Consider the following 25,593-nt stretch of genomic DNA (forward strand, 5'->3'; position numbering starts at 1 on the left):
ATTTTCCGCGCTACAGCGATCGTTCAACCTTCTGAGTCACTTCTAAAGCGGATTTTCCGCGCTACAGCGATCGTTCAACCTTCTGAGTCACTTCTAAAGCGGATTTTCCGCTCTACAGCGATCGTTCAACCTTCTGAGTCACTTCTAAAGCGGATTTTCCGCGCTACAGCGATCGTTCAACCTTCTGAGTCACTTCTAAAGCGGATTTTCCGCTCTGAAGAGATTGGTCTAAAGTGGACAATTTTATGCAAATTTCCCGTAATCAATCTCTAGAAGCCTCGTACAGCTTTAGTGCCAAAAGCGTAGGCTCGGTCCTAAAATTGGTCATATGGTCACCATGCGATTTGATCAATCTGAACATGCCAAGACGACCGGACATGTGCGGATGCCAACCGAAGCCTTCGCCCTGAGGCAATACGTTATCTTCGGTTAAATAAAGGTAGCTGCGAGGAATGTTGAGGCTGTAGAAAGCGCTCAAGTCTAGCTTCTCAAAGGAGGGCTTCGCGGGTTCGGGTCTTATCTCACTATAAAGCAGCCTCGCCGTAGCGAGATCCGCCAGATTGACAAACGATTCGCGAAATAGAGGAAACGGCAGCATGATCGTATCGTCTGCCGACGATTGCCTAAGTTGCACGAACGCCTGCTGAACGGGAAGCGGAAATTGATCTGCCACGGATTGTCCGTCCCCCACCACGAACCCGTTCATAAATACGAGCCGCTTGATCCGGTCGGGTACGCGTTCCGCCGTTTTCTGAATGACCGATCCGCCGAAGCTATGCCCGACCAGCACGATATCGCGCAGATTGTGGGCGACAATAAAGTCGGCTACCGCTTTCGTAATCATGGCGTGCGTCACGTTCGTATTCGGATCGCTTCCGTGGCCGGGATATTCTGGCGTGTAGACTCTATGGCCCATCTTACTCAACTCGAAGGCAATGCCGTTCCAAAAGCTTGCATCCGCCCACGAGCCATGGACGAGCACGAAAGTCAAAGGCTGAATGATGTAATGCATGATTCATGTTCCTTCCGTAAAATAACGTTGGTATATTCGCCTATTATATGACCGAATTGTGTTGCCGGTTCTCAATTGAGGATGTAATCAAAAGAAGCTCCCCTCAGTCAATCTGAAGGGAGCTGTTCATCATCTACAATTTTTAGCCTGTATAACTAATTTTTCCCGTCTCCACCAATTCCTTAGGGGAACTACGCAGGAATGGCTTGTCTGTGTATAAATCATCGACATCTACTTTAGCTCGCTAAAGGACTGTCTACAAAGGACCGAGATCCATCGGTAGATTCTTGGGATTAGTTAATCAAACTTTACTAATAGTGAAGGAAAACGTTACTACTTAGGTCTCGATTGCTCGAATTCGTTGTGTGATTCCCACCTTACTCAAGCACAATATTACTATTTTTCCTTCTCCACTTCTGCGTATTGTGGACAGTTTGGATTATAGTGGCAAGCCGTTTACAGATAAGCCATCTTACTACTGGCTATATGGGACATTTCATCGCTCAGGAACTAATTAGCCAACCTGACTATCCTTTATTTCCTCATTGTTACCCGATTTTCCTCAGAATCAGGCCAATAACCAGTAGTAAAACAGGCTATCCGAAAAAAAAACTGTCTTCTCAACACAAATAACCTATACTGGCAATGGCTATCGATCTCCACAAGACCTAAGTAGAAACAGGAAAACGAACTAATTTGTCCTTCAACCGAGTCGCGGGGGCGATTAGTTAACCCACCTTTACTAATTCCAAAGCTAGCCTAACTAATAGTAAAGCTTGATTCACTATTTCCCGGATCCTTCCCTTGTATGCTCCAATTAGTAAGGATTACTTCAATAATGCTAGCAGGAAGAATGAATCCGAGTCCAAATCGTATTCTTATACTGTTTAATAGGGGGGAACCTCTGGCTCCCCCTAAAAACGGCAAACAGAAGCCCATCTCAAGAGAAAGGCCTTAACGGATTGGCAGCAATGCTGTCATATTCAATCTCTGATACGTCCTCGGCCTGATCGAACAGCTCCCGCGCAAGCTCGTGGTAGGCTCTGGCGTCCGCTTCCCGGTTCATAAGCAGCAGCAGCGCGATCATCTTAGCATGAAGCCGCGTGCTTAAAGGGTTCAGCTCCGACCACTTCCTCATCGGATTCAATGCGATATCGAACCGCTGCTGCCTCACATAGATGTCCACAATCGCTTCCAGCAGCTCTGTGTAGCCCAGCTCCAGCTCTGCCTGTCGTGGTGCCGCCCATACATAGCCGCTTCCCGATAAATAGCCGCCCCCATATAATTGCACCGCTTTTAACGCATGCGTCAATGACGATGTACGCTTAAATAGGCGCACCTCTTCCACATAAGCCACGACATCATCGAATGATGCGGACCAATGCAGTGTGTAGCTGCCGCCTGCTAGCTTCATCTGAACGATAGGATCGGACACCCCGCTGATCTCCAGATCTTTGCGAAGCTGGTAGATCGTCGTATGCAGATTGACTTGGGTTCGCTGAGCATCACGCCCGTACCATATATCTTCCATGATCTGTGCTTTGTTAACCGGCTTGCCCAGATGATAGTGCAGGTATGCCAGAAGCTCCTTCGCTTTCGAATTGCGAAACCGGATCGCATCGCCGCTATACGACAGCACAGTGAAGGGGCCGAGGCTATGAACGGCAATTCCCCGTTCAGGCTGATGGACTTGACCACCGTCGCGCCCGATCCGTTTCAAGAGCCGTCCGATCGTGCGGGCCATATCTTCCTTCATCACAGGCTTCAATAAGTAATCAAGCGCCTCCACGTCAAAAGCATCCTTGGCGAACTCCTCGTAAGCTGTCAGGAACGCGATATGAATTTCCGGCCGACATTCACGAAGTCGTCTCGCCAACTCCAGGCCATGCATGGTCGGCATGTCCATATCAAGCAGAACCAGATCAATGGGTTCCTGCTCGGTCAGTACGTATTCCAGGCAAGCCACTGGTTTATCGAATAAACCGGCTATATGGACTTGCTCGAATGTTTCCAGCACTTTCCCCACTCTACGAAGAGCGGGCTGCTCATCGTCAACCGCAATGATTCGAATCATCGATTCACCTCCATGCTTTCCCTTGCAGCTTGAGGGATGCGAAGGGTGACCTTGGTGCCGCCGATGCTTCCCATCCCGATTTCTACACCCGATCCGTACAGCTTTAACAGTCGCAGATGTATGTTGCGCAGCCCTACGCCTCCTTTACCCTCATTCTCCGACGAGAGCATCGTGCTGGCCCATTCAGGTATACCTGGGCCATCGTCTTCGACAGATAGGATCGTAAAGTTGGTATCGGTGCGGACCGATATCGTCACGGTGCCGCCGTCCTCATTCTTCGTGATGCCATGCCGCACCGCATTCTCTACGAGCGGCTGCAGCGTTAGCGGCGGCAGCATACAATCAGCGGCTTCGTCCACCTCATAGCGGATACGGAGACGTTCACCGAACCGCGCCCGCTCAATATGCAGGTAAGCCTCAGCCAGCTCCAGCTCCTTGCGCAATGGCACCAGCCTGTCCTTGGACTTAAAGTCGAAGCTCCCTCGCAAATATCGGCTAAGGTTCAACAGCAGATCATGCGTCGTCTGCGGATCTTCGAGTGAGAAGGTGATAATGGTATTGAGAGCATTGTAGAGAAAATGCGGTTTGATTTGCGCTTGCAGAAACGCCAACTCCGAACGAACCGCATCTTCAGCTGAACGTTTCATCTCCAGCAGGGTACGCGTTCGTGCCCGCAACTCATAAGCTTGGAATGGCTTGGTCAAGTAATCATTGGCCCCAACCTCGAAGCCGACCATCACGTCTGAAGGCCCGCTGCGTACGGTCGTCAGCAGAATGGGCAACTCGCTTAGCGGATAAGTGTGCCGAATTTGCCTGCAAGTTTCATAGCCGGATTGTCCAGGCATCATGACATCGAGGATTACAAGACCAATTCGACCGCCTAATCGGTCCAAAGTCTCCATCGCTTCCATCCCGCTGGATACCGTAATAATCTCGTACGGCTCGTCCGCCAGCACCGCCTGAAGTACTCGAAGGTTGACCGGATCGTCATCGACCGCCAAGATCACATGTTCCCGTCGCGTGCCGTTATTCTGCCTAACGGCTTCCGTTACTGCCTTCTCCGGCCGCACTACTGGCATAGCTGCTGCTGCACGAGCTTCCTCGCTTGATCGAGGCGGAACGCCCTGTATGATGTTGGTTTCACTAATCGGAAGCGTGATGATGAAGACGGAGCCTTTGCCAACCTGCGAGGTTACCGTGATCCGTCCACCATGCAGTTCGACCAACCGTCTCGCGATTCCGAGTCCAAGCCCGGCTCCACCGTATTCTCTCGCAACGGATGTGCCCACTTGTTCGAACGATTGAAAGATCGACTCCAGCATGTCCGCCTCGATGCCGATTCCCGTATCGGCAATGGCAAGATGCAGCATTCCGCCTTCCGCCCATGCCGATACTACAACCTCGCCTTCCGGTGTGAACTTAATTGCATTCCCGATAAGGTTGTACACAATCTGCAGCAGTCGGCTCTCGTCAGCATACGCATTAGGCAGCCTATCCGGCCAATCGAAGCGCAGCACAACTGGCTTATCTCCGATATAGTGGCGGAATACCTCCTGCTGCGTCGATACGATGGCACGAATATCGACAGGCCCACGATCCAGCTGAATACCGCTGTTCTTCAGACGGGACCAATCGAGAATATCGTTAATGAGGTTCGACATGCGGCGGGCTACTGCGATGACGACTTCCAACTGCTCCCGTTGGTGCCCGTTCAACGCCCCCGACTTCTCCTCGGTCAGAACCAATAAAAGATTCATAATTCCATGCAGCGGAGTCTTCAGCTCATGGGAGGTGTTGGCCAGGAATTCATCCTTCATCCGATCCGGAGCGATCAACTGTTCCGACATTCGGCCGATAATGCGATAGGCATTCGTGAATCGGCGAGCAAGCTCCATCGCTTCGATAAACACTAGCAGAATGAAGCCGTACGGCACGAGCTGAAGATCACTCCAGATCATCCTGCCGTCACTATATAAAATATCATGGAGCGCAGAAGCCGTGAAAATGAGCCATCCGATGAGTTGGAGCAGCGCACCCTCTCGGCTCCGCCAGTACGCCCATGCAAACCCGAATAAAATATACGCCAGACTTACTAGGGATACATATTTGTACAAATCTATGAAGCGTGTGTACCATTCGGTAGGAAGCAGCAGGACACTTCCAATGAAGATACAGCCAATTCCGACTAGCAGCTTATTGACTACCGGGTGGAACTCCTTCGGATATAACTCTCTCACAAACAGGAGTGCCGCAGTAACACCGCCATAATAGGTCAAATATTCTATGAAAATAAGCAGCCGAATATCGGTATGCGGATAGAGCTGGACGATATACATTCCGCCCACCGCCCCGATTCGGACGGCACCTAAGAGACAGCATATGCCGAAATACAAGGTCGATCGTTCCGACCGGCGCATCGCGAACAACGCGAGTTGATACAAGCCCAGCAGTGCGCAACCACCGAACACCGCCATCTCCACATACCCTGTACGTTCCTTCAGGGTAAGCATCGATTGCTCGGTACCGAGCGTCAGGCTGTACCAGATTCCGCCTTGCGGATACAGCTCATTGGCCACCTGGATCATAAGGTCGAACGTCCCACCGGGAGGATCGAATGAGACGGTTTGCGGCAAATAGGCAGCGTGTACGGCTGTCCGTTCGGACGCGACGACGCCCGTCTCCGCAATGACGCTACCATCGATCAAGATGCGGTAGGCAGGAGCTATTGCAGGAATGTGCAGCGCTAATGTGCCGGAGTCCCCTTGCGTAGCTACAGTTAGCCGGTACGTTGCATAGCCGCGCCCCGGCAGATCATTGCTATGCCATTCGCCAGGCACCTCTACGATTATCGGCTTCACGCCTTCCGCTGAAGTGCCTTCGGGATAGGTCAGCAGCTCATTCCAATACATGGACCAGCGACCGTTTAGTCGGACAGGTCCGTCTTCTTGCAAGCTCCACTGTTGCAGATCTATGACGCCTTCCACTGCACGGAGACCGCTCTTGGCGGGAATGGTTTCTGCGATGGGCCAACACAAGGCAGCCATGACGATTACCCAGCCGACCAATACCGCCAACCTTTTGCGCCAATTATGTGACATCGATCATCCTGCACCACTTTCGGGGAGTGTAAATTCCACTCTTCATCTTAGCATACTATCTGCCAGGTCCTACCCGTCAAGAAAAATTAGCATACAGGAAGATGCCGATCGCGCTTAAGATCCATAACACCGGGAAGACATTCCAGAGGAGTGCCGCCCTATATCGCTTGCGTCTGTATTGCCACCAGCTTGCTATCAAGGACGCAAGGAGTCCCAACGGATAGGACAACAAGTAGAGGATGAGCAGCCAGGTTGCAGCATGTGTGAACACGCTGGCATCATTGAATCCCATTAGCGAAATGCCGGCCATGAACAACCAAACGGCGAGAAACAACACGAAACCAATGTGTAATGCGAGTAATACCCCTAGTGTAGCTTTACGACTCATCTTGGGCTCCTTTAGCGAAAACGATCGCAGAAGTCTTTATACTCACGAAAGGACATCGAGTAGACGTTCACTTTTCCATAATTGGAATCATACGAATGGAGTTTGGCCGTTAGCTTTTGATATAGGCGGTTCGTATAGTCGTTTTCCGCGGATGTGGGAATTCTGACTTCCCGCACATTAGGGTTTGCGTCTTCGATCTGTTCGGCCAGCTTTTGCAAGCCCCGAATGAAAGTCAGATTACTCTGAACTTCCTCAATGAAGCAGCTATTGCCCAGAACCGCAATATCTTTGTCCTTGAACTCATCATCCTCTAGTCCAAGAACGAAGCTTCCAATCCCAACGACCTGATCCGTTTCATTCATGATAAGGGCGGCCCTGCCACGCTTCATGTAGTTTTTGACATCTCTCAAAGCAAGGCTCACTCGGTAATGTGGAATAATGCGCGTTCGATGCTGGATATAGAAATCCGTAAACTGGCTCCATTGTTGGGTATTCGAGCAAACTTCGAATCGTATCATACTAATCACCTCATTATGGGTAATATAGAAATATTTTGGATTAATTCTTGTTATTTCAAATTTTATTACGTATATTAAAGTTGAATTCAACTGAGGAGGTGAGCACGAATGGGACAATCCGGAGTCAATATGCCACCACAAGAAGCGCCTAAACGCGATGGAAGCGACAACGAGAAGGAGTAAATTTGATGGTAAGGAGGCCAGCAGCGATGCTGGTCTTTCTTAAGAGTTAACCTTCCGTGCGACATATTGCCTTACTCGATCAGGTGTGGTGATGTAAAAGTCGAGCATACCGCAAGGATGCATCCTCGTATTGCTGACAGCAGCGATTTTGCCGAATAACCTTCTATGTGCTTCTGTTGGAGTACAGTAGAATTCAATCTGACGAATCGGTTGCGTAAGTTCGATCTCTCGTTCGACCAAGGCCTCCATGACTTCAACAAACTTCGTTCCTGTACGGAATTGAGCCTCGAGGTAGAGATGATGTACTTCGATCCGTGTCTGATCGGCTTTCTTATCTTCCCCTGTCCCGTACGTATACGCCAATACCCCTCGAACCTGTCGATTCTCATCTAGAGCGATCATGAAGCCAGAATCGTAGATGGAGGTATATAGTGAATTCATAACCGTACTCCACTTGTACGGGACGCCAAGATCCTCAGCATGCCGGCATAAGAACCGGACCCCATCCTCCTTCATCTGTTCCGTATCAGCGATCATCCATTGCAGCATTAGTCATCTCTCCTCTGCATTCGCGTTCTTAAAGTGGTTTCGAGTCCTTCCCGGATTGCGGGATAGCGCATCATGAGCGGATGGAAATGGTCGTACGACAACGACAGCAGCCAGCAGGACGTGGCCGTGACAATGGTGGCCGTTCGTGGGATGTGCTCCATAAGCGCAATTTCTCCGAAATGATCCCCGTCTTCGAGCACGGCTACTTTGCGGCGTTCGCCGCCCGTTCCAGTTGCGATGAAGACCTCGACCTTTCCTCTCGCAATTAAGTAAAATTTATCCCCCTGATTGCCTTGCTCGACCACAGTTGTTCCTGCTTCGAATTTCTCCGTGACGAAGAGCCGGGAGATTTCCTCCAACGCATCGGGCTCGATGCTTCGGAAAAAAGGCAGCTTGCGAAGCCGATCCGACTGTACTTGGGCACTGGCTCCGCCGTGAGCTAGCATAAACCCTTGCTGCTTTTCCCACATACGGCGGTATAAGCCATCTTGCTCCAGCAATTGCTCATGCTTTCCGGTTTCGGCTACTGTCCCCTGATCGAGGACGATGATCCGGTCGGACATCGCGGCATAAGCCAGCCGATGCGTGACTGAAACGATCGACATGGTGCGCGCAAGCGACAAGATCGTCTCGTTCACCGAGCGTTCGGTATCGGGATCGAGGGCCGATGTGGCTTCGTCCAGGAACAGGATGCGCGGATTGCGCAGCAGAGCCCGGGCGAGCGCGATCCTCTGTCGCTGTCCTCCGGACAGACTATCCCCATAGTTGCGGACGAAGGTATCATAGCCCTCTCTGAATCCGACGATCGTTTCATGGATGCCGGCCGCTCGCGCGGCATGCTCGATCTCCTCTTCACTCGCATCTGGCCTGCCGACGCGAATGTTATCCCGGATCGTAGCCTGGAACAGAATGGAATCCTGGAAGACGACCCCTACCTGCTGAAGCAGGGACGCATATTGGGCTTCCTTGATATCCTGCCCGTCGAACAGCACGGCTCCGCTTTGAGGGTCCTCGAACCTCATCAGCAGTTGCAGGACCGTGCTCTTGCCAGCCCCGCTGGAGCCAACGATTGAAGTATAGCCGCTTACCGGGATAGAAAGATCCAGGTGCTGCAGCACCGGCTCGCCGGGAATATAGGCGAAGGTGACGTCACGAAGTGCAATCTCCGAACGGATGGGAGACAGCTCCGGCCCTTCCCGCTCGATTACGTCGGGCTTCCAGTCCATCGCCTGCTGCAGGCGCTCCAGACTCGTACGAGCCGATAGAAGATAAGGCAGTACGGAGGTTAAGCCGAACATCGACGTGCCTACCGTGAAAAAAATGGAGTTATACGCGATAAATTCGCCGATCGAGAGGCTCCCGTCAAACGTCAAGTAACTGCCATAGGCGAGAATGACCGCAGTCAGAATAGAGACGGCAAGCATGGGCAACCGGTTCAGATTCGAACTGACGAAGTTCCTCTGGACGCCGATGGAGAGCATCGTCCGAAGATTCCCTTCGACCTTCGCTAGCATGCTGTCGCGCAGATCGAACGCTCGAATGACGCGGAACGCCTTCACATTCTCGTCGATCGATCCGTTGAACTGGTCCAGCTGCTTGTAGTAGGCGTCGCCCAAGGCAAGCGATCGAGACTTGAGCATCCGGAAAGGAACGAATAAGAGAAGCGAGCCGGCTAAGGCCACTAGGGTCAGCTTCCATTCCATCGTGAAGAGGATGGAGAGTCCGACGATAACGCTAGTGATGGAGAGGAAGCCTCCGGTCAATATATAGAGTACGGCTGCCTGTATGGAGGGAATATCATCGGTATATCGGGCGAGAAGATTACCGACTCCGAATCGCTCATAGAAGCGTTGTGACTGCAGCTGCATATGCCGAAACAAGCGAATCCGATACTCGAACAGGAAGTTCGAGCCCAATCGGGCTTTGGCGTAGTCGCTGGAGATGCCAACCAGCACGTTGACCAATCCCAGGCTCAGCAAGATGCTGATGATGATCGCTAGTGCCTTACCATCACGGGGAAGCAAGGCAAGATCAATCAAGTATTTATAACTGAGGGAGGAGAGGTAACGGAACAAGATGTCGATGATGGCACCCAACAGGATGAGGAATATGAATAACGGGGACGACCGAACCAAAACGACTATGCTCTTCCATAACATCTTAGTCCGTCTCCTTTGCTAGCTAAATGATGCCTGTTATCGGACCTGCATGACCGCGATTAGACTAACTGTAACGGACTCAACTAGTTCGGAAACTGAAAAGAAAGCGCTTCATGTTAGGTTTGTGCGACAATTCCCCGCATAATCCCCTAATACACACAAAAAACCGGCTGTTCCGCAAAAGGGAAGGCCGTTAAGGATTACTATAAATGGTGCCCTGTATGTACCGACGTAAGTTCTCTAATTTTAGATTCGTGCTGATCATTTCTGTCCAGCATGTCATGTATTGATCCTTCATGAAAAAGCTATTCCAACTTTTTACTAACACCACCGCCAAAAGTAATCCGATACCCTTCAGCATCTTTCATTGTAAATTCACTCCAATGTTCGGAGAAGTGAGGACCATCTACTATTTCTACACCTTTAGAACGACATTCTTCAACCAGTAGGTCTATGGCATCGGTATAAGCATAAGCATCAAAATACAGCCCGCCTTCGACAGAAGATGACGGTCTTACATCCTCTCTATTAATTGCAGGGTGCAAAATAAACGTGAGATTGCCTCTGGATACGTGTACATGTTTAACTTTCGGACCACCGATTTCCTCATATTTGAACCCAAGATTCTTGTAAAAATCAGAAGATTTCCGTACATCTGCAACCAACAAAACAATGGATGAACCCGATATATTCGCGGTTACCACTTGCTCACTCACTGGATCGCCTCCTTCTCCACTTGTATCCGTATGCTCACTTTTATCTTCGCTCTCGTCAAACTTTGTCATATCGTCCCTATACCCTTCAATAACTTTCAATGCTTTAGGGATGACGTTAGGTTTGTAACTATCAGAATTGTGATGGGTCTTAGTATCGGTCGCCAAATTATCCCTCCTTCTATTTCATAATTTTACCATGCTCGTATGTGACGATAATGTCTTTTTTTATCATCTTTACCTTCTAATATCTGCTGCATGGTATAATGTGTAAAATAAAAAGAGTCCGTTAGGAGTTGTTAACCTTTGCATATTGGAATAGATTTAGACAACACCATTCTTGATGCAACTTCAGCACATTTACAATATTACAATCAAGCGTCTGGATTATCGTTTACAGCTGACGATGTTAATGATTTTTATTTATACCGTTTATATGGATGGGATAAGACAGAACGTGATGCCATTTATAATAAATACGGGCATGATATTCATTGGAACTCAGCACCTTTTCCAATGGCCGTAGAAATATTACAGCAACTATTTAATCAACATCAAATATCCATTATTACGGCTCGACCCTTACTTTTTCTTGATGTTACCGTCAAATGGCTTAAGCACCATAACATTAATTATCACAATATTACACTTATTGAAAACAAACTCCAGGAATGCCTTAATTCCAAGGTGGATGTGTTGATTGATGATGGTCCTCACTACGCGGAGGAGTTTGCCCTTGCAAATAAGCCCGTTATTTTATATGAGCAACCCTACAATAGGTCCGTTACTAATGTCTTAGTATATCGAGCTTCAAATTGGATTGAAGTAAAAAAGCACATCGACTACTTGGAATTAAAACAAAAATGAATTTAAGGCCAGTAATTACTTCTGTTTTGATCTTCTTTTATTATCTGGCTGTTTTATCCAATATCTTATACCCTTCCCAGCGTGTGCCTCGTCATTAAACCTCGGAATAATATGAAAATGCGCATGATTTATGTGCTGATTTGACACCATTCCAACATTCCACCCTAAGATATAACCATCCGGTGAATGTTTGTTGTCTAGTAATCCCTTCACATTTTGCATGATTTCGTATGTATCGTTCCATTCTTCTTTAGACAGCTCAAAAACATTCTCTTTATGTGCTTTAGGAATAATAAGTCCGCAGCCTTCTAGTACCTCCTGCTCACTCTCTTTCTGAATAAACATACAGTGTTCATTCTCAAAAACGATTTGTTCCTCAAGATCTTCATTAATACTACAAAAAGGACATTTACTCATATAGACCCCTCCTTTTTTCTGTCTACTCTTTCAAGGCTATTTACACTCCCTCATTTCTTTTTTACAGGACAAAATATTATGATCTCATTTCGTTCATCATCGAATTCTCTTATTGTCTTCTCATCGTATCTCTCGTAATAATAAGCTACATCATCATAGGAATATCCATTTTCATCAAGCCATTTTGTCGTGTAATCATAAGCGGTTACCGTCTGACTAGCCGGTCCCCTATAATGTGTCTTTGAGTAAGTACGTGGCAATAGATGGATATGGACCATCCCACCCGGTAAATTTTCAAGAGGATCCACTTCATAGCAACAATAGAAGTCAAGAATCCCATTGTTCCTTTTGTAATTTGGTGGTGATATTCCATAGGTCACATTTGGATTCTTAATGTTATTAATTTCATCTCGTCTTCTTATCAATTCATCAAATGCGTGCCCGATGCCAGTTCCCAGATTAGACATACTAGTACTCGCCCTTACCCCAACAAATGCAGAGATATTACTAGTTTGAACGATTTCAATTTCCATTAAATTCACTCTCCCTGTTTGTCATTGATCCTAATATGTACCATAACATATCTACCAATAACTAGAAATATTATTGCCCCCGGACTTTGGAAGCCGGGGGTATTCGATAGTCGAACAGCAACGCGCATACAAATAATCTACAGATTAAGCAATTTTTCTTACGGCGAACCAGAGTTCAACGTAGTTAAGCCCGGCTCTGCCGCCATAGATTTCGAATTCCATTCCATCGATCTGCTCATATCCAGCCGTTGGCAGCCATTCTGAGAAGAATCGTCGGTATAAGGTCTCGATGGTATTATCAAATTTATCCCAAGTGAATAGTTCTGAAGGGAAAATTGCCCATGTGTGCGCGGGAATCGTTATGGAAGAATATCCATTTGTGTTACTCGATTCACTTTTGAATGCACACAGCATATACGGAAAAGTATCGTTCCCGGTTTTTCTATAGCTGCAAACCGCATGTACTTTATATGAATCCAGGCTCACAAAAGAAGGCAAGTCACCCGCATTGGCGGCAAGTCTCTCAACTTCGCCATTAGCGTGGCATTGCTGCCACAGTTGTGCCGGCGTATCCAGTCCTTCGTCGCCTCCGTTTGTGTGAAACACTCTTTCAATGCCAAATACTTGGAAAGCTTCTTTTGTCTCGATACGATAATTCATCGCTTCTGCTCCTTTAATCGTTATAAGGAAGGAAAGCCGAGGATAGGCTTTAAGCGCGACTCCATTTTGACGGGCCATTGCCGGAGTGACACCATGCAACGATTGAAAAGCTCGTGCGAAAGAAACCGGCGATTCATAGCCGTATTTAAGGGCAATATCGATAACTTTCGCAGCATCGCTATTTTGTAATTCCAGTGCGGCAAGAGTAAGCCGTCTACGCCGAATATATTCAGCAAGCGTCACATTCGTAATGAATGAGAACATTCTTTGGAACTGATGTGACGAACAGCAAGCTTTAAGGGCAACTTCAGTCAGTTCAATCTCTCCAGATAAATTCATTTCGATGTAATCCATCGCCCGATTCATCCTCGCAAGCCAATCCATCTGATTCCCTCCTCTCAATCGAAGTATAGAGTAGCTTCAGCGCCGTATCGCAACTATTTGTGCACAACTAAGTTGCATCTAACCGGATTGCCGGCAGTCTTGTGATAGATCACCTTTCAACTAACGTTCCTCGATCCCTTCTCAACATACATGACTACTGGTTATTTATCATGGTACCTATTCCAATCCTCCATAAGTAGTTCGTTGTTTATGCCCACACCAGCCAATGCGCCTAACGAAGCGGCTGTTATTGCTTGATACTGCTCCGACGCTGCATCTCCTGCACCATAAATACCCGGAACATTCGTTTTACCAAAATGATCAATAACGACCGTTCCTGCTCCCGTCATCTGGCAACCTATTGCTTGCGGCAGCTCTGATCCGTTCACAAGCTTCGGTACAAAGAAAATACCTGTACACGGAATTGTTGTTCCGTCCTCCAGTTCAACTTGTTGAACCATCCCGTCGTTTGATGCAATCGACCGGATTGGTGAGTCACACACAGGAACGTTATGTTGATCGAGCTCCTCTTTTTCTGCAAGTGTCATTTCATCAGGTCCATTGGTGCAAATTGTAAAACGGTCCGTCCATCCGGAAATCATTTTGGCTAAGTGAAGCGCCTTTGCTCCCTTAACAATTAAGACAAGCGGCTGGTCTCTTAATTCCCAGCCATCGCAATAAGGGCATACAAAAGCGCTTTTGCCATATACATCAGCCAAACCGCTAATATCCAACGGAACGTCCTTCTTACCTACTGCAAAAAGCACCTTTTTGCTCCGATAGATCGTGCCCTGAGCGGTCGTGATTTGAAAATGACCATCGGTTCCCGTGATCGATACAGCAGTATCCGCCACAAAATAGACGGATGGATATGCGCTAATCTGTTCCTTCGCAATGCGTCGAAACTCGCTTGGACTGATACCATCTCTCGTAAGATAACCGTGAGTCTCGCGCGTAACCTGATTACGCGGACGCCCTTCATCAATTATGACGACACTTTTCCTTGCCCTGCCTAATACAAGAGCCGCATTTAGACCAGCCGGTCCTCCGCCGATAATTACACAATCGTAAGTCATATTTGATTTCCTTTCCACAATTCATTATTAGAGATTTAACAGATTCTTAATGTCTTTAATTAACGTTTAAAAAGGACGGATCTTACTCCGTCTTAAGTACATTCGCCAAATCCGCTATTTTCTTACTTTCCAGATACTGCTCCATCTGTCGTTCGGCGTCCATCACAACCTGTTGGATCAGACACCCGTTTCCGTGATTAATGCTACATTCGAACAAGGAGGCGTTCCCTTCTATCGCACGAATGATATCGAGAAAGGAGATATCCTCCTGCTTATGCCTGAGGCGATATCCACCGTTTGCCCCCGGAGAGGACTGAATCAGTCCGGCCTTGACAAGCTTGGTCATCAACTTGGATAAATAGGTCTGTGAAACGCCCAGCTTCTCAGCCAGCAATTGCACTCCAACAGGCTTATCAGGTGCTGACGTTACCAGATAAAGCATCGCATGAAGCGCATAGTCGGTCGCCTGAGAATACTTCATTCAGCACCTCCATTAAGGATTATATGAATCCATAATAACTTTAATTCATCTAAAAAACAAGCGTTCCGTACCGCCTCTCATTGCGTCTTGACAACTATGAGGGGCACCAAAGCCCAGCCAGCAAAAGTTTGTACCATTGATGAAAATATTTGTAAGTATAATTTTTGAATAGACGCAGTTTCTGTGGTTAATAGTGCCAAGGTTTGCCCTGCTGCTTTCTGTTCGTAATAAGCATATCTAGTGTCCGCATATGTCGGAAAACGTCAATTTACAGATCACGCTACGCCCTCTCCTGCATATGGCGTTGGAGCATCGTTTGGCACACCTCTTAGGAATACAAAAATACTTTTATCTCGTGAAAACAAAAAAGGATTGCTATGCAACCCCATCCTCATTGAATAACATCCTTTTTCTTTCGTACAACCGAGCAAGACCGTGTTCCTGTTGTGATAGCTTGCCGATACTCTTGAATGTACTCTCAGCTCTATCAAATAGACGCTTAGATTCTTCTATGTAGTTATGATCGTACTCAATCCCAGCCCACATTAAATAAGTATCACCTCGTTCATATCTACTTCTATCACTATCAGTTAATTTAATTTCTAAAGCTTCTTGATATTTCTTTCTGCCGAGATCATGATTCACATTATCAAATAAAAATCTTGCATACCCTCTAGTGTTAAAGAGTTTATAGGTATCGTTTGATGATGTATCCACACATCTAGAATAATAAAAGTCAGCTCTATCAATATCACCTGTATTAACTAACGCATCTGCAATAATAATATACTCAACATCTGTAACTAGTTTTTCTATTTTTTCCATTAAGTATATAGATTGTTCAAGCAAATATCTTCTTTGTGAATTAAAGATTCTACTAAGGGCAACCCTACTAGATTCATTAGCTAGTTCGCTATTCTTTTGATTTTCAATATTTAAAGTAATTAATTTTGAAATAGTATCTGTAAGTTGATTTCTTATCGTTCGTTCGTTTTCATATTTTTTTTGTCTTAAAGTTATTATTACTGATACTAACGAAACTACCAATGCAATACTACTTACAGAAACCAACAAATAATCTTTTAGTTCCATATCTTAGCCCTCCAAAACCCCATAATAATCCATAATACTAGATTTCACCCATTGTTTGTAGATCTCATTTTTATCGGTTTAGAAAACCCCCAATTTTCTAGTTCCCTGTTAGTTCAATTAGCTCAAGTCAAAAGTAGTCCAACCAAACTCCACTATCCTCTTTTGAAAATTCCTGAATTTCTTTTGTGCAAACCAACCTGAAACCTCAATCTTGGTAAAAGGTTTTGTAAAAAATCGATGCCGGCAGCCTCGTTCCAATTGTTTGTTAAGCTCTCGTTACCCGTTATTTCAATTAACGATGTTAATATTCATAATAGTCTTGCCCCCTAAAACCGTTAAAGACAGACAGAAGTCCACAAAGACGAAGTCGATCTTGATCGATGATAGGTTTGCCATAAGCCTGAACAAACCTGTGTGAATAGTCATTGCTTTTCAAGTTATGTTGTAAAGACCAAAGCCCCCAGAAAATATCATAATGGCGATCACCTATGCCACCATACCCTACATCAACGTATCCATTCATTTTAAAGTCATGCAGGATTAAGTTCGGTAAGCAATAGTCCCCGTGAATGACGACTTTATCTTCGTTCGCATTTTTATATAAATAAATCATATCTTCGTATGCCGATTCGATGCTTGTATATCCTAAATACCGAAGAATGCCCTTTTCAGCCCTGCCTTCTCGGTAGTTTCCTTCCGCTCGGATAACCATTTCCTCCAACCCGTTTATATTAGGGCAGTCCACATCTTTCACTCGATGCAAATTCACAAGACTTTCTGCAAATATTTCAGTTAAACGGTCTGGTTGCGTAAGATATTCGTCACTTGCTGCATCTGAACCAGTAATTCGGTCCGTAATAAGATAATCTCTTTTATCATCTGAAGAATAATGCAATACCCTTGGACATACCCCGTATTTATATAAATAATCCGTCATCCGAACTTCATTTTGCATTTGATTTATCGGAGTCACTTTAAGAAAAATATCGTAAGCTTCTTTTTCAATGTGATAAACAGATGACCTGGCCTTATTCTTAATGATTGTCACTACTGCATCTTCTATGTATGTTTGTATTTCGGCAGGAAATGTCTCGTAAATGGTTGATTCCACTTTCAGATTCATCTATGTTCAGCTCACTTCCTTTTCGATTTGTTAATCGGGCTTCTTCCCACATGCCATTACAAAGGTCAACATTGCATAGGCATCTGGTGAATTGGATAATTTCTCAGACGCGGATTTTATTTCATCAAATTCTTCTTGATTAATTATCCCGCTATTGAATAATCCCACAAAACGTTCAATATCGAATTGTCGTTTGAACCCTTCCATCCCAAGTAAATCACTGTGCTGAATTACAGCATCCATATCGATATCTATATAGCCTGAATTCTTAAGAAGACGCGGCAAACTCCTGCCTATATTACGGTTTCCTCCTCTTGCAGCTTGGTGTTTGGCTATTTTCCTTAGAACGGAAGGTAGAGTTAGAACATCTGGATGAATCGCTCCAAAAATCCCCTCGTCTATGTCAATGATCACAAGCTTTCCACCGGGTTTTAAAATACGAAATATCTCTTTGGCAGCTTCCAATGGATTATGTAAATGCAAAAAAAGTAAGCGGGTAATTGCAAAATCAAAGGATTGATCCGGCAATCCAGTTTCATAAATCGATGAATGGACAAATTGCACTCGTGTTTCCGGAATATGATTCAGCATGCTTTTGGCTTGATCCATTAATGTAATGTCAATTTCTAGCGCTGTAATCTGACTGCCTGGTAAGTGATTAATAAGTTGTTGAGTAAAATATCCTGGACCGCTACCCAGTTCAATTACGCTCATTCCACTCTCTAAACCATACCACTTTAAGTTTCGAAACTCTTTATCCCAACCCATTAAGGCCTGTGCTTTCAGTCTCTCGATTTCTGATTGATAACCAAGAATTGTATTGTGGATATTATAGGTTGAATTGTTTAGCATGATATAACTCCTCATTTTCCAATATTTCCAATTGTAGCAATTGGGTTAGGCTGTGGCTATACAATCAACATAAAAAGAACTCACTCGAGTTCCGATAGTCGAGTGAGTTCTTCCTGTTCTTCATTACTGTCTTCCCATCTCAGGTCGAGCCCGATTCGCGCCTCCTGAACCTGCGCCCCCCGGTCCGAATTCGTTTTGAGGGAAGCACTGAGCTTCGATTATCCCGCCATTGCGGAATTAACAGGCAAGAGCGAAACGAACTGCCGCAAACTGATGAGCCGAGCCAGAGGGAAGATGGGAATTACTGAAGAGGAATTGATCAGTGCGGGCTCCGTCGGAGAAGAATGGGTACAAAGCTTTCTTGTTGCCCTCTCGCAGGGAGATGTCAACATGGTGCTGTCTTTGCTTGCCGAAGCTGCGGTACTCGTGTCTGACGGTGGGGGTAAAGTGTCCGCCGCCCGTCCGATCGAGACGAGGGAGCTTGTGGCTCGCTTCCTGTTCGGAATCACCCGCAATCCAGAGAGGAGCGTCGGCCCTACAATCGAGTTTGCGCCGATGAACAGCCAGACCGGTATTGTGTTCCGAGAAGGAGGCATCATTACGGGAGTTACATTCCTCCATATGAAGCACGGACTGTTGCAAAACATCTACATCGTTCGAAATCCAGAGAAGCTGGCGCATATCAGATAGCCACGAATTACAATAAATCTCAAGCTAAAAAGCCGGCAGGATCTCATCCCGCCGGCTTGCCGCATCATCCCCTCAGTTCACCAACAGCTTCGCGAGCAAGATTAGATCGGCTGGAGAGAGAACGCCGTCTCCATCCAGATCGGCCGGTTTTATGTGCTTCCAGTCCGGATCGCTGCTACCCTTGCCCAGACTTACGGAAGCAACGGATAGATCGCCGACGGACACTTTGCCGTCCCGGTTTACATCCCCGGGAATAACACGTTCAATGAGAATATCCAACGAGGCAGAAGCCGCTTCACTTTCTTTGCCTAGAGCATCGCCCAGCATAACTTTCGATACCGTAATATTCGCTGTACCCGTCTGTTGAATGTTTTTGGCATTGAACTCGATCTCGATTATGTCGCCATCGCCGGTGAACCCGCAGCAGGACCCTTGGCTTGCTATTATGACCCGCAGCTTGCCTTCAGCTTGCTTAACGGTTCTGACAATACTAATGCCTTCCCGTAAAGAATGAACGGAAACATATTTCAACAAAGCAGGGTCGAAGTTGACGATAAAGTCTTGAGCGTACACGCTATCCGTTACTCCCTTTAACCCGAACTGTACCGCAAACTCCTTTCCCGGGCTTACATCCCCGGCGCCGGTTAACGTCGATACCGCAGCTGTGCTGGAATTGCCGCTTTGCACCATCACAGGAACAGCCACAGACAAATGGCTGTAAGTTGCCGTAATGACCGTCGAACCTGCCGACAAGCCGGTTACTTTACCCGCAGCATCCACTCCGGCTATGAGCGGGCTGCTGCTCGCAAATTGGGCATAAGCCGTCACATCCCGAGATGTGTTGTCTGAAAAGAGTGCCCTCACTACCAGTTGCTGCTCACTGCCTACCTCAACGGGAGAGGAAAGCCCGCTAAGCTGCAGCAACCGCCCCCCGACAGCTTCGACCGTTAGCTCGTAGACGGTGGTCTTTCCTCCTAACGTTGCCGAAATCGTAGCCGCTCCCGCGCTTAAGCCTGTTACCAAACCGTAACGCGTCACCGTCGCTATCGCATTGTTGCTGCTTGTATACTGCACGTCGTCCGTCACATTGCTTTCCGTTCCATTATCGTAGCTTGCTGCGACCGACAATTGAACCCGATCTCCCTTTATTAACGGAGCGGAAGAGGCCGCGGTCAGTTGAAGTGCTTGGACCGTCCCCACTCCAGCTTTCTCCGAAAGCGAAACGATGCTGTTAGGCGCAACCGTAACCGTCACCTCTCCGGCCGCAGAGCCTGCAATGTCCTGTCCCGGCGAGTTCCGTGCGAATTCGCTGCTGCTGCGCACGGAAAACATGCGGCTTCCGACCCCGATAAGCTTCACTTGGCGCGTTTCGGCTTCGGCGTTGATCAGGACGATTTCCAGCCTTCTGTCGGGCTTTTCGAACGCGACGGTGTACAGACCGGAAGCCGACGAAGCATCAGGATGAGCCCCGATCATGACGGAGCCCGGCGGCGCCGCATCATAAAAATGCTTAAGCATGTCATAGACGGGATACCACGTTTTGCCGCTGTAGCTGTAAATGACCAAGCCTCCGCTATCCGTCGCCGAATACGCGAAGTATTGCAGCAAATTCGCCCTGCTGTAAGTGAGCGAGTCGTGAATGGCTACGGCGTTATTCATCGCGCGTGACCATTTGTCTTTGTCCGTTACGATGATCTGGTCTTCTTGCTCGCCGACATGCAACTTGACGCCGTAAGTCCGGGCCGTTTCCTCGTACCGCTGCAGCCCGGCGACAGATCGCTCGTAAGCGTGATAGGAAAGAGTGCTAAAAAGCCTTTGCCCTTCCGGATTCGCATAAGCGTCTTCAAACAAGACGCTTTCCGCATACTGCGCGGCGGATATGGTCGCCGCATTCGTATCGCCGGCCAAATACTCAGTACGATAGCCATTCGCTTCCAGCTTCTGTTTAAGCTTTTGCGTAAGTGATGCGTATCGTGCTGGCGTAATGCCGTTGATATATACGCCTCCGCCGTTCGGCTCGTTAGCGACCGCAATATAGTCGAACGTCAAGCCGTAATGCTGGCGAGCATATAGCAAATAGCCTGCCATGCTTTCCGCGTATTCGTCATCCATATCGGCCGGCAGTGTCATCTGGGCGCCGGACCAGTTGTACCCCGGCGGCTTGCCAGCCATCCAGTTCGGAAACCGCCACGAACCGAGCGTCAGCTTCACGCCCCGGTTATAGAGCATTTGCAAGGCTAGCAGTTCCTGATGTACATCGCCTTTGTCTCCCGCTTGAAACTCGCTCCAATTGAATGTTTGCGAATCGCCATCGTCGTTCGCTTCCTCCATCAAATACCAGTAGCTGCGAACGCGTATATTCGTCGTTTTCAACTCGTCGAGCATCTTGTTCATGTAATTCGGATCGTTCGCCGCGAATAGAGGAATAAATTGAGGATACACATTGCCACCCCAGCCTTCGATCGTCTGGTGCCGTTCGTTCGTACTGATATGTACGGTCTCCAGGCTTAGTCCGGCGCTTTGGTACACCTCGATCTCAAATATGCGCGCAACCGTATCGAATCGACAGGCCTCTGTCACATATACGCGAAGCTTTTGCGTCAGAACGGGCGCAAACGTTAAATCGTTAAACTGCCCGAGCTTGCTGTCCTTGGCATTGCCGGAAACCGCAGCTGCCGTCACCCACTCGGAGCCGTCCCAATATTGAATCTCGAAATCGACGAGCTGCCAGCCGGGCGACGTCATGTTGCCGCTCCACAGCCGGACGTTATCGATGCTCACGGGAGCATTCCACTCCAGTTGAAGCCACTGCGGAGTCTTTGGCGTGCCTGCCGGTGGCGTTGCGTACCATTTGGAGCTCCATCTGCTCGCATTATTGTCCTTGATCCCGTCTATGGCTTTGTCCGGCGTGTCCTGCGCTCCGTATGTGCTGGCCGTTACGGTTGCGCTCGGAGCGATGTTCGCGCCCCCTGACGCTTCGACCCGAAAATTCGACCACGGCGCAGGAGCAATTAGGCCGATCAGAAATGTAACAATCAGCATTACGATTGCAGACCGTTTCTTTTTTTTCATAAGTTAACCTCCATTACATGATTCTCTTCGCTTGAATGAAAACGTTTACTATACGTAGGAAAGAAAAGTCCCGCCATCCTCGTCTTGCGATGTGAGACTGTTCCCCGATACCTGTAAAGCTATTTTTTCTCCCCGAATTTCAGCTTGTATTGATCGGCATACTCTTTCATTATTTTTTGAACGTCAGGATCCGCCTTCAAACGGTTCAAGTACGCGTCCCACTCCTCCATTGTGCTTTGGCCGACGACAACCTTTGTCAGGATCGTGTTGCGGTCCTTGAACAAATCGGCTGAACGCTTCGCATTCATATCGGAGATGAGCCCTTCTAACGGATTTGGCACGCCTTTGGCCGCGTATTGATCGGATACTTTCTTCTGAACTTCGTTAAACTCCGGCGTCGCTTTCGCATGCAACGCCTTGTTGTAAGGATCGTAATAGCCGACCATCAGGCTGGCGTTGCCGATTTCCTTCTTGAACATTTCGTCGTTCACTTTCGGAACGCCGTTTTCTTTCGTATGGTGCTTGCCCTCGATGCCGTACCTCTCGAGATCGACGAACTCCTGGGAAGCGGACTGATCCAGGTATTTCAACAATATCTCGACTTTATCCTTCGGCACCTTGGAGGAAATCATGATGCCTCCCAAGTAACCCGACGGCAGGAAGCTACCGTCTCCTCCCGGACCTTTGAGCGGAGGCAGCGTCAAAATTTCCGCCTTTGGATCCGTCTTTTTCGTATTCGTCCAAATGTCCCAAGCCCCGTTGATAGAGCTGCCGACGACTCCGGCTTTGCCGCTCTGGAACATTTCCGTATCCTGGCCGAATTTCTGCACGGAATACTCTTGGGTAATGATTTTATCTGCGTAAAGTCCCCTGAAATATTCGAGCATGTCACGGTAGCCTGTGGTCATCCACGGAATGAGCATCTTGTCTCCCTCGAACGTCGGCTTATTAGCCCCGAACGCGGAACTGAGCGGTGCGCTCGCGGAATTGAGCGTGGCACCGAACACCGCCAGCCCGTACGTGTCGTTCTTCCCGTTGCCGTCCGGATCCTTCTCGACGAAAGCTTTCAGCACGTCGCGCAGTTCTGTTACGGTCGACGGCACCTTCAAATTCAATTTGTCGAGCCAATCCTTACGGATGTGCAGCGACTGATCGGTGAGTCCGCGTGGACGCGGTATGGCAAATACCTTGCCGTCAATTTTGGAATTATCCCAAATCTGCTTCGGAATTTTCGCCAGATTCGGATACTTTTTCAAATCCCCGAGGTACGGCGTCAAATCATGAAACGCTCCCTGGCGTACCGCACCGATCGTAACGGGATCGAACAACTCCAGATTGACAACGACATCAGTCAGTTCGTTCGAGGACAACGCCAAGTTCAGCTGTTCTTTGTAAGCATTAAAAGGAATCGCCTTGATCGTCAGCTTAACGTTAGCCCGTTTGTCCAACTCCTTGTAATAGTCGCTCTGGAAATTTGGTGGCTCGTTATAGAGTGGGGTCGTGAAGCTGATTGCGACCGGTTCCACCTGCTTCGTAGCCGCGGCAGTCGCAGCTGGAGACGGCGAGCTTCCTTTGCTATCCGAAGGGGTATTGTTCTTCCCTCCGCAGCCGGCTAACAAAGAGAGCGATAACGAACCTGCGATCGATAATGCCAACATGCGCTTTCTACGTATCATTTTTTTATTCCCCTTTTTGTTTGATATTCGTCATTCGATCCATGAGAAGGGCATCCCTTTTCAGCCCTTAACCGATCCGAGCAGAACGCCCTTGGTAAAATATTTTTGCAAAAACGGATACACCAATAAAATCGGCATCATAACGACCATTAAGGCGGCCATTTTAATCGTCTCTGGAGGCAGCTTGGCCTCCGAATCGAATTGCGTAGCGTCCCCGACCATACTGCTGTTCGGTTCGAGCACGATTTGCTGCAACAGCACCTGAAGCGGCCATTTTGTCACATCTCTTATATACAGCAAACCGCTGAAATACGTATTCCATAATGCCACTGCGAAAAACAGTGAGAAAGCGGCGATCGCAGGCAGCGACAGCGGTAAAATAATCCGCACGAACACTTGAATGTCGTTGCAGCCATCGATTTGGGCGGCATCCTCCAGGCTGGCGGGCAAGCTCTGAAAGAACGATTTGAGAACGAATACGCTCCACGCACCGGTCAGCCCTGGCAAAATAAGCGACCAGAGCGAATTGATCAGCCCAAGCTCCTTGACCAGCAAATAATTCGGCACGATTCCCACACTGAACAACATGGTGATCAACACCATCAGAAGCAGGAAGCGGCGTCCAGGCAACTCCTGTTTTGTCATCGCATAAGCGAATGTCGTTGTAAAGAGCAGGTTCAGAACCGTTCCGACAACCGTAATGAATGCCGTCGATCGAAAGGAATGAAAGAAGCTGTCTGTCGACAAGACGTACCGGTAGGCATCCAGCGACCATTTTGTGGGCAGCAGCATGAGCTCCCCGCTTACGTAGACACTCTCATCCGTGAACGAAACCGCCAAAATATAAACGAACGGAAACAGCATCGTAAGGGCGCCCCCGATAAGAAGGATGTAGATTAAAGCATCGGCGGCTCTCGAAACGGCAGTAGTTTTTGACCTAATCATTGGTTTCACCTTTCTCGATCAGTAAAGTCCCTCTTCGCCGGAACGTTTGGCAAGCTGGTTCGCCGACACGATAAGCAGCAGCCCGACCACCGATTTGAACAAACCGACCGCTATGCTGTAGCTCAGCTCACCGGAAAGCACCCCGCGCTTGTATACATACGTGTCGAACACCTCGGCGACAGGAAGCACTAGAGGGCTTTGCATCAGCAGCACCTGCTCAAAGCCAACGTCCAACATATGGCCAAGCCGGAGAATGAGCAGAATAACGGCGGTACTGCGGATCGCAGGCAGCGTAATATGCCACATCCGCCGCAGACGGCCCGCTCCGTCTACGTAAGCGGCCTCATACAGTTGCGGATCGACTCCGGCGATCGCTGCCAAGAAGATGATCGTCCCCCAGCCGACTTCCTTCCAAATGCTTTGAGCGGTCAGCAGTCCCCAAAAGTAGTTCGGCTCCGACATGAAGCTGATTTTGTCCCACCCCAAGGCGGCGAACCCTTTGTTAACCAGCCCGAAATCAACAGATAGAAAAAAATAAGTAAAGCTGACGACGATGACCCACGACAGGAAATGTGGCAAATAAACGATCGACTGAATAACCCGCTTTACGGACTCTCGACCGACTTCGTTAAGCATGAGCGACAACGCGATCGGCAGCGGAAAATAAAACACGAGTCCAAACAAATTGATGAGCAGCGTATTCCGGAATAAGTTCCAAAACTGATTGCTCGCGAATAGATGGGCAAAATGCTCGAAGCCAACCCATTCGCTGTTCCAAAATCCGCGGAATGGACTGTACTCCTGAAAAGCAAGCAAGATGCCCCACATTGGAACGTACTTAAAAACGAGAAAATACAGCGCTGTAGGAAACGCCAGCATGTAGATGTATTTGTACCGTTTCATCCGCTTCCACATCAGACGCTTGGTTGGATCTCGCCTGACGGCAACGGGAACGGCTTCTAGCGAACCTGCGCTTCGAATCGTCCTCACTCCCTTCGTTCTAGTTAGCCGGCTACAAACAGCTTAATCCG

The 25,593-nt window shown here is 48.0% G+C and carries 21 protein-coding genes and 2 pseudogenes; 3 read left to right on the forward strand and 20 right to left on the reverse strand.

Annotated elements, in window-relative coordinates; all coding sequences use genetic code 11:
• The coding region (locus AC58QD_RS21490; RefSeq protein ID WP_497337063.1) for a hypothetical protein at window positions 1-273 on the forward strand (273 nt) is incomplete at its 5' end.
• Here AC58QD_RS21490 and AC58QD_RS21495 read toward each other — a convergent pair.
• The 8 genes from AC58QD_RS21495 to AC58QD_RS21530 all read right to left on the reverse strand — a co-directional run bounded on the left by AC58QD_RS21495 (window position 263) and on the right by AC58QD_RS21530 (window position 10,862).
• Complete coding sequence (locus AC58QD_RS21495) at window positions 263-1,012, reverse strand: alpha/beta fold hydrolase (RefSeq protein WP_497337064.1); 750 nt, start codon at window positions 1,010-1,012, stop codon at window positions 263-265. The genes AC58QD_RS21490 and AC58QD_RS21495 overlap by 11 nt on opposite strands.
• Before the next feature lie 940 nt (window positions 1,013-1,952).
• Window positions 1,953-3,086: a response regulator gene (locus tag AC58QD_RS21500; RefSeq protein ID WP_497337065.1), complete on the reverse strand. Its 1,134-nt coding sequence runs from the start codon at window positions 3,084-3,086 to the stop codon at window positions 1,953-1,955.
• Entirely contained in the window at window positions 3,083-6,184 is a 3,102-nt protein-coding gene (locus AC58QD_RS21505; protein WP_497337066.1) for a hybrid sensor histidine kinase/response regulator, read from the reverse strand. The genes AC58QD_RS21500 and AC58QD_RS21505 overlap by 4 nt, the downstream gene beginning before the upstream one ends.
• Window positions 6,185-6,260: 76 nt before the next feature.
• Complete coding sequence (locus AC58QD_RS21510) at window positions 6,261-6,572, reverse strand: hypothetical protein (protein ID WP_497337067.1); 312 nt, start codon at window positions 6,570-6,572, stop codon at window positions 6,261-6,263.
• Window positions 6,573-6,583: 11 nt separating this feature from the next.
• Window positions 6,584-7,090 carry a hypothetical protein gene (locus AC58QD_RS21515; RefSeq protein ID WP_497337068.1) on the reverse strand — a complete coding sequence of 169 codons (507 nt, stop codon included), beginning with the start codon at window positions 7,088-7,090 and terminating at the stop codon, window positions 6,584-6,586.
• Window positions 7,091-7,312: 222 nt separating this feature from the next.
• The gene (locus tag AC58QD_RS21520) at window positions 7,313-7,822 is read right to left on the reverse strand and encodes a hypothetical protein (protein ID WP_497337069.1); all 510 of its coding nucleotides are present in this window, start codon (window positions 7,820-7,822) and stop codon (window positions 7,313-7,315) included.
• On the reverse strand, window positions 7,822-9,981 hold the full coding sequence (locus AC58QD_RS21525; RefSeq protein ID WP_497337070.1) for an ABC transporter transmembrane domain-containing protein: 2,160 nt from the start codon (window positions 9,979-9,981) through the stop codon (window positions 7,822-7,824). The genes AC58QD_RS21520 and AC58QD_RS21525 overlap by 1 nt, the downstream gene beginning before the upstream one ends.
• A gap of 305 nt (window positions 9,982-10,286) precedes the next feature.
• Window positions 10,287-10,862, reverse strand: coding sequence for a VOC family protein (locus AC58QD_RS21530; protein ID WP_497337071.1), 576 nt, complete (start codon window positions 10,860-10,862; stop codon window positions 10,287-10,289).
• Window positions 10,863-11,000: 138 nt separating this feature from the next.
• Here AC58QD_RS21530 and AC58QD_RS21535 point away from each other — a divergent pair, with 138 nt between their 5' ends.
• Window positions 11,001-11,561 (forward strand): 5' nucleotidase, NT5C type, encoded by a 561-nt coding sequence (locus AC58QD_RS21535; RefSeq protein ID WP_497337072.1) that lies wholly within the window; start codon window positions 11,001-11,003, stop codon window positions 11,559-11,561.
• Between the two features lie 15 nt (window positions 11,562-11,576).
• Here the strand turns inward: AC58QD_RS21535 and AC58QD_RS21540 are convergent.
• The 8 genes and pseudogenes from AC58QD_RS21540 to AC58QD_RS21575 all read right to left on the reverse strand — a co-directional run.
• Window positions 11,577-11,987, reverse strand: a pseudogene (locus AC58QD_RS21540) (HIT family protein); the annotation flags it as partial.
• Window positions 11,988-12,028: 41 nt separating this feature from the next.
• The gene (locus tag AC58QD_RS21545) at window positions 12,029-12,511 is read right to left on the reverse strand and encodes a GyrI-like domain-containing protein (protein ID WP_497337073.1); all 483 of its coding nucleotides are present in this window, start codon (window positions 12,509-12,511) and stop codon (window positions 12,029-12,031) included.
• Window positions 12,512-12,655: 144 nt separating this feature from the next.
• Window positions 12,656-13,555, reverse strand: a complete 900-nt coding sequence (locus AC58QD_RS21550; RefSeq protein WP_497337074.1) for an AraC family transcriptional regulator — start codon at window positions 13,553-13,555, stop codon at window positions 12,656-12,658.
• Window positions 13,556-13,716: 161 nt separating this feature from the next.
• The gene (locus AC58QD_RS21555) at window positions 13,717-14,631 is read right to left on the reverse strand and encodes an NAD(P)/FAD-dependent oxidoreductase (RefSeq protein ID WP_497337075.1); all 915 of its coding nucleotides are present in this window, start codon (window positions 14,629-14,631) and stop codon (window positions 13,717-13,719) included.
• A gap of 82 nt (window positions 14,632-14,713) precedes the next feature.
• Window positions 14,714-15,112, reverse strand: a complete 399-nt coding sequence (locus AC58QD_RS21560) for an RrF2 family transcriptional regulator (protein ID WP_497337076.1) — start codon at window positions 15,110-15,112, stop codon at window positions 14,714-14,716.
• A 375-nt stretch (window positions 15,113-15,487) separates the two neighbouring features.
• Entirely contained in the window at window positions 15,488-16,204 is a 717-nt protein-coding gene (locus AC58QD_RS21565) for a hypothetical protein (RefSeq protein WP_497337077.1), read from the reverse strand.
• A gap of 301 nt (window positions 16,205-16,505) precedes the next feature.
• Window positions 16,506-17,327, reverse strand: coding sequence for an aminoglycoside 3'-phosphotransferase (locus tag AC58QD_RS21570; protein WP_497337078.1), 822 nt, complete (start codon window positions 17,325-17,327; stop codon window positions 16,506-16,508).
• Window positions 17,328-17,357: 30 nt separating this feature from the next.
• Entirely contained in the window at window positions 17,358-18,179 is an 822-nt protein-coding gene (locus AC58QD_RS21575) for a methyltransferase domain-containing protein (RefSeq protein WP_497337079.1), read from the reverse strand.
• A gap of 192 nt (window positions 18,180-18,371) precedes the next feature.
• Here AC58QD_RS21575 and AC58QD_RS21580 point away from each other — a divergent pair.
• Window positions 18,372-18,869: pseudogene (locus AC58QD_RS21580) on the forward strand (sigma-70 family RNA polymerase sigma factor family protein); the annotation flags it as partial.
• 72 nt (window positions 18,870-18,941) lie between these two features.
• Here AC58QD_RS21580 and AC58QD_RS21585 read toward each other — a convergent pair.
• The 4 genes from AC58QD_RS21585 to AC58QD_RS21600 all read right to left on the reverse strand — a co-directional run bounded on the left by AC58QD_RS21585 (window position 18,942) and on the right by AC58QD_RS21600 (window position 25,477).
• On the reverse strand, window positions 18,942-21,941 hold the full coding sequence (locus AC58QD_RS21585; RefSeq protein ID WP_497337080.1) for an Ig-like domain-containing protein: 3,000 nt from the start codon (window positions 21,939-21,941) through the stop codon (window positions 18,942-18,944).
• Window positions 21,942-22,060: 119 nt separating this feature from the next.
• Window positions 22,061-23,617, reverse strand: a complete 1,557-nt coding sequence (locus tag AC58QD_RS21590; RefSeq protein WP_497337081.1) for an extracellular solute-binding protein — start codon at window positions 23,615-23,617, stop codon at window positions 22,061-22,063.
• A 60-nt stretch (window positions 23,618-23,677) separates the two neighbouring features.
• A complete protein-coding gene (locus AC58QD_RS21595) occupies window positions 23,678-24,562 on the reverse strand; it encodes a carbohydrate ABC transporter permease (RefSeq protein WP_497337082.1) in 885 nt (294 codons plus the stop codon).
• An 18-nt stretch (window positions 24,563-24,580) separates the two neighbouring features.
• A complete protein-coding gene (locus AC58QD_RS21600; RefSeq protein WP_497337216.1) occupies window positions 24,581-25,477 on the reverse strand; it encodes an ABC transporter permease in 897 nt (298 codons plus the stop codon).
• Window positions 25,478-25,593: the final 116 nt, after the last annotated feature.

It is taken from the genome of Paenibacillus sp. J2R1T-4 (genome assembly GCF_059692235.1).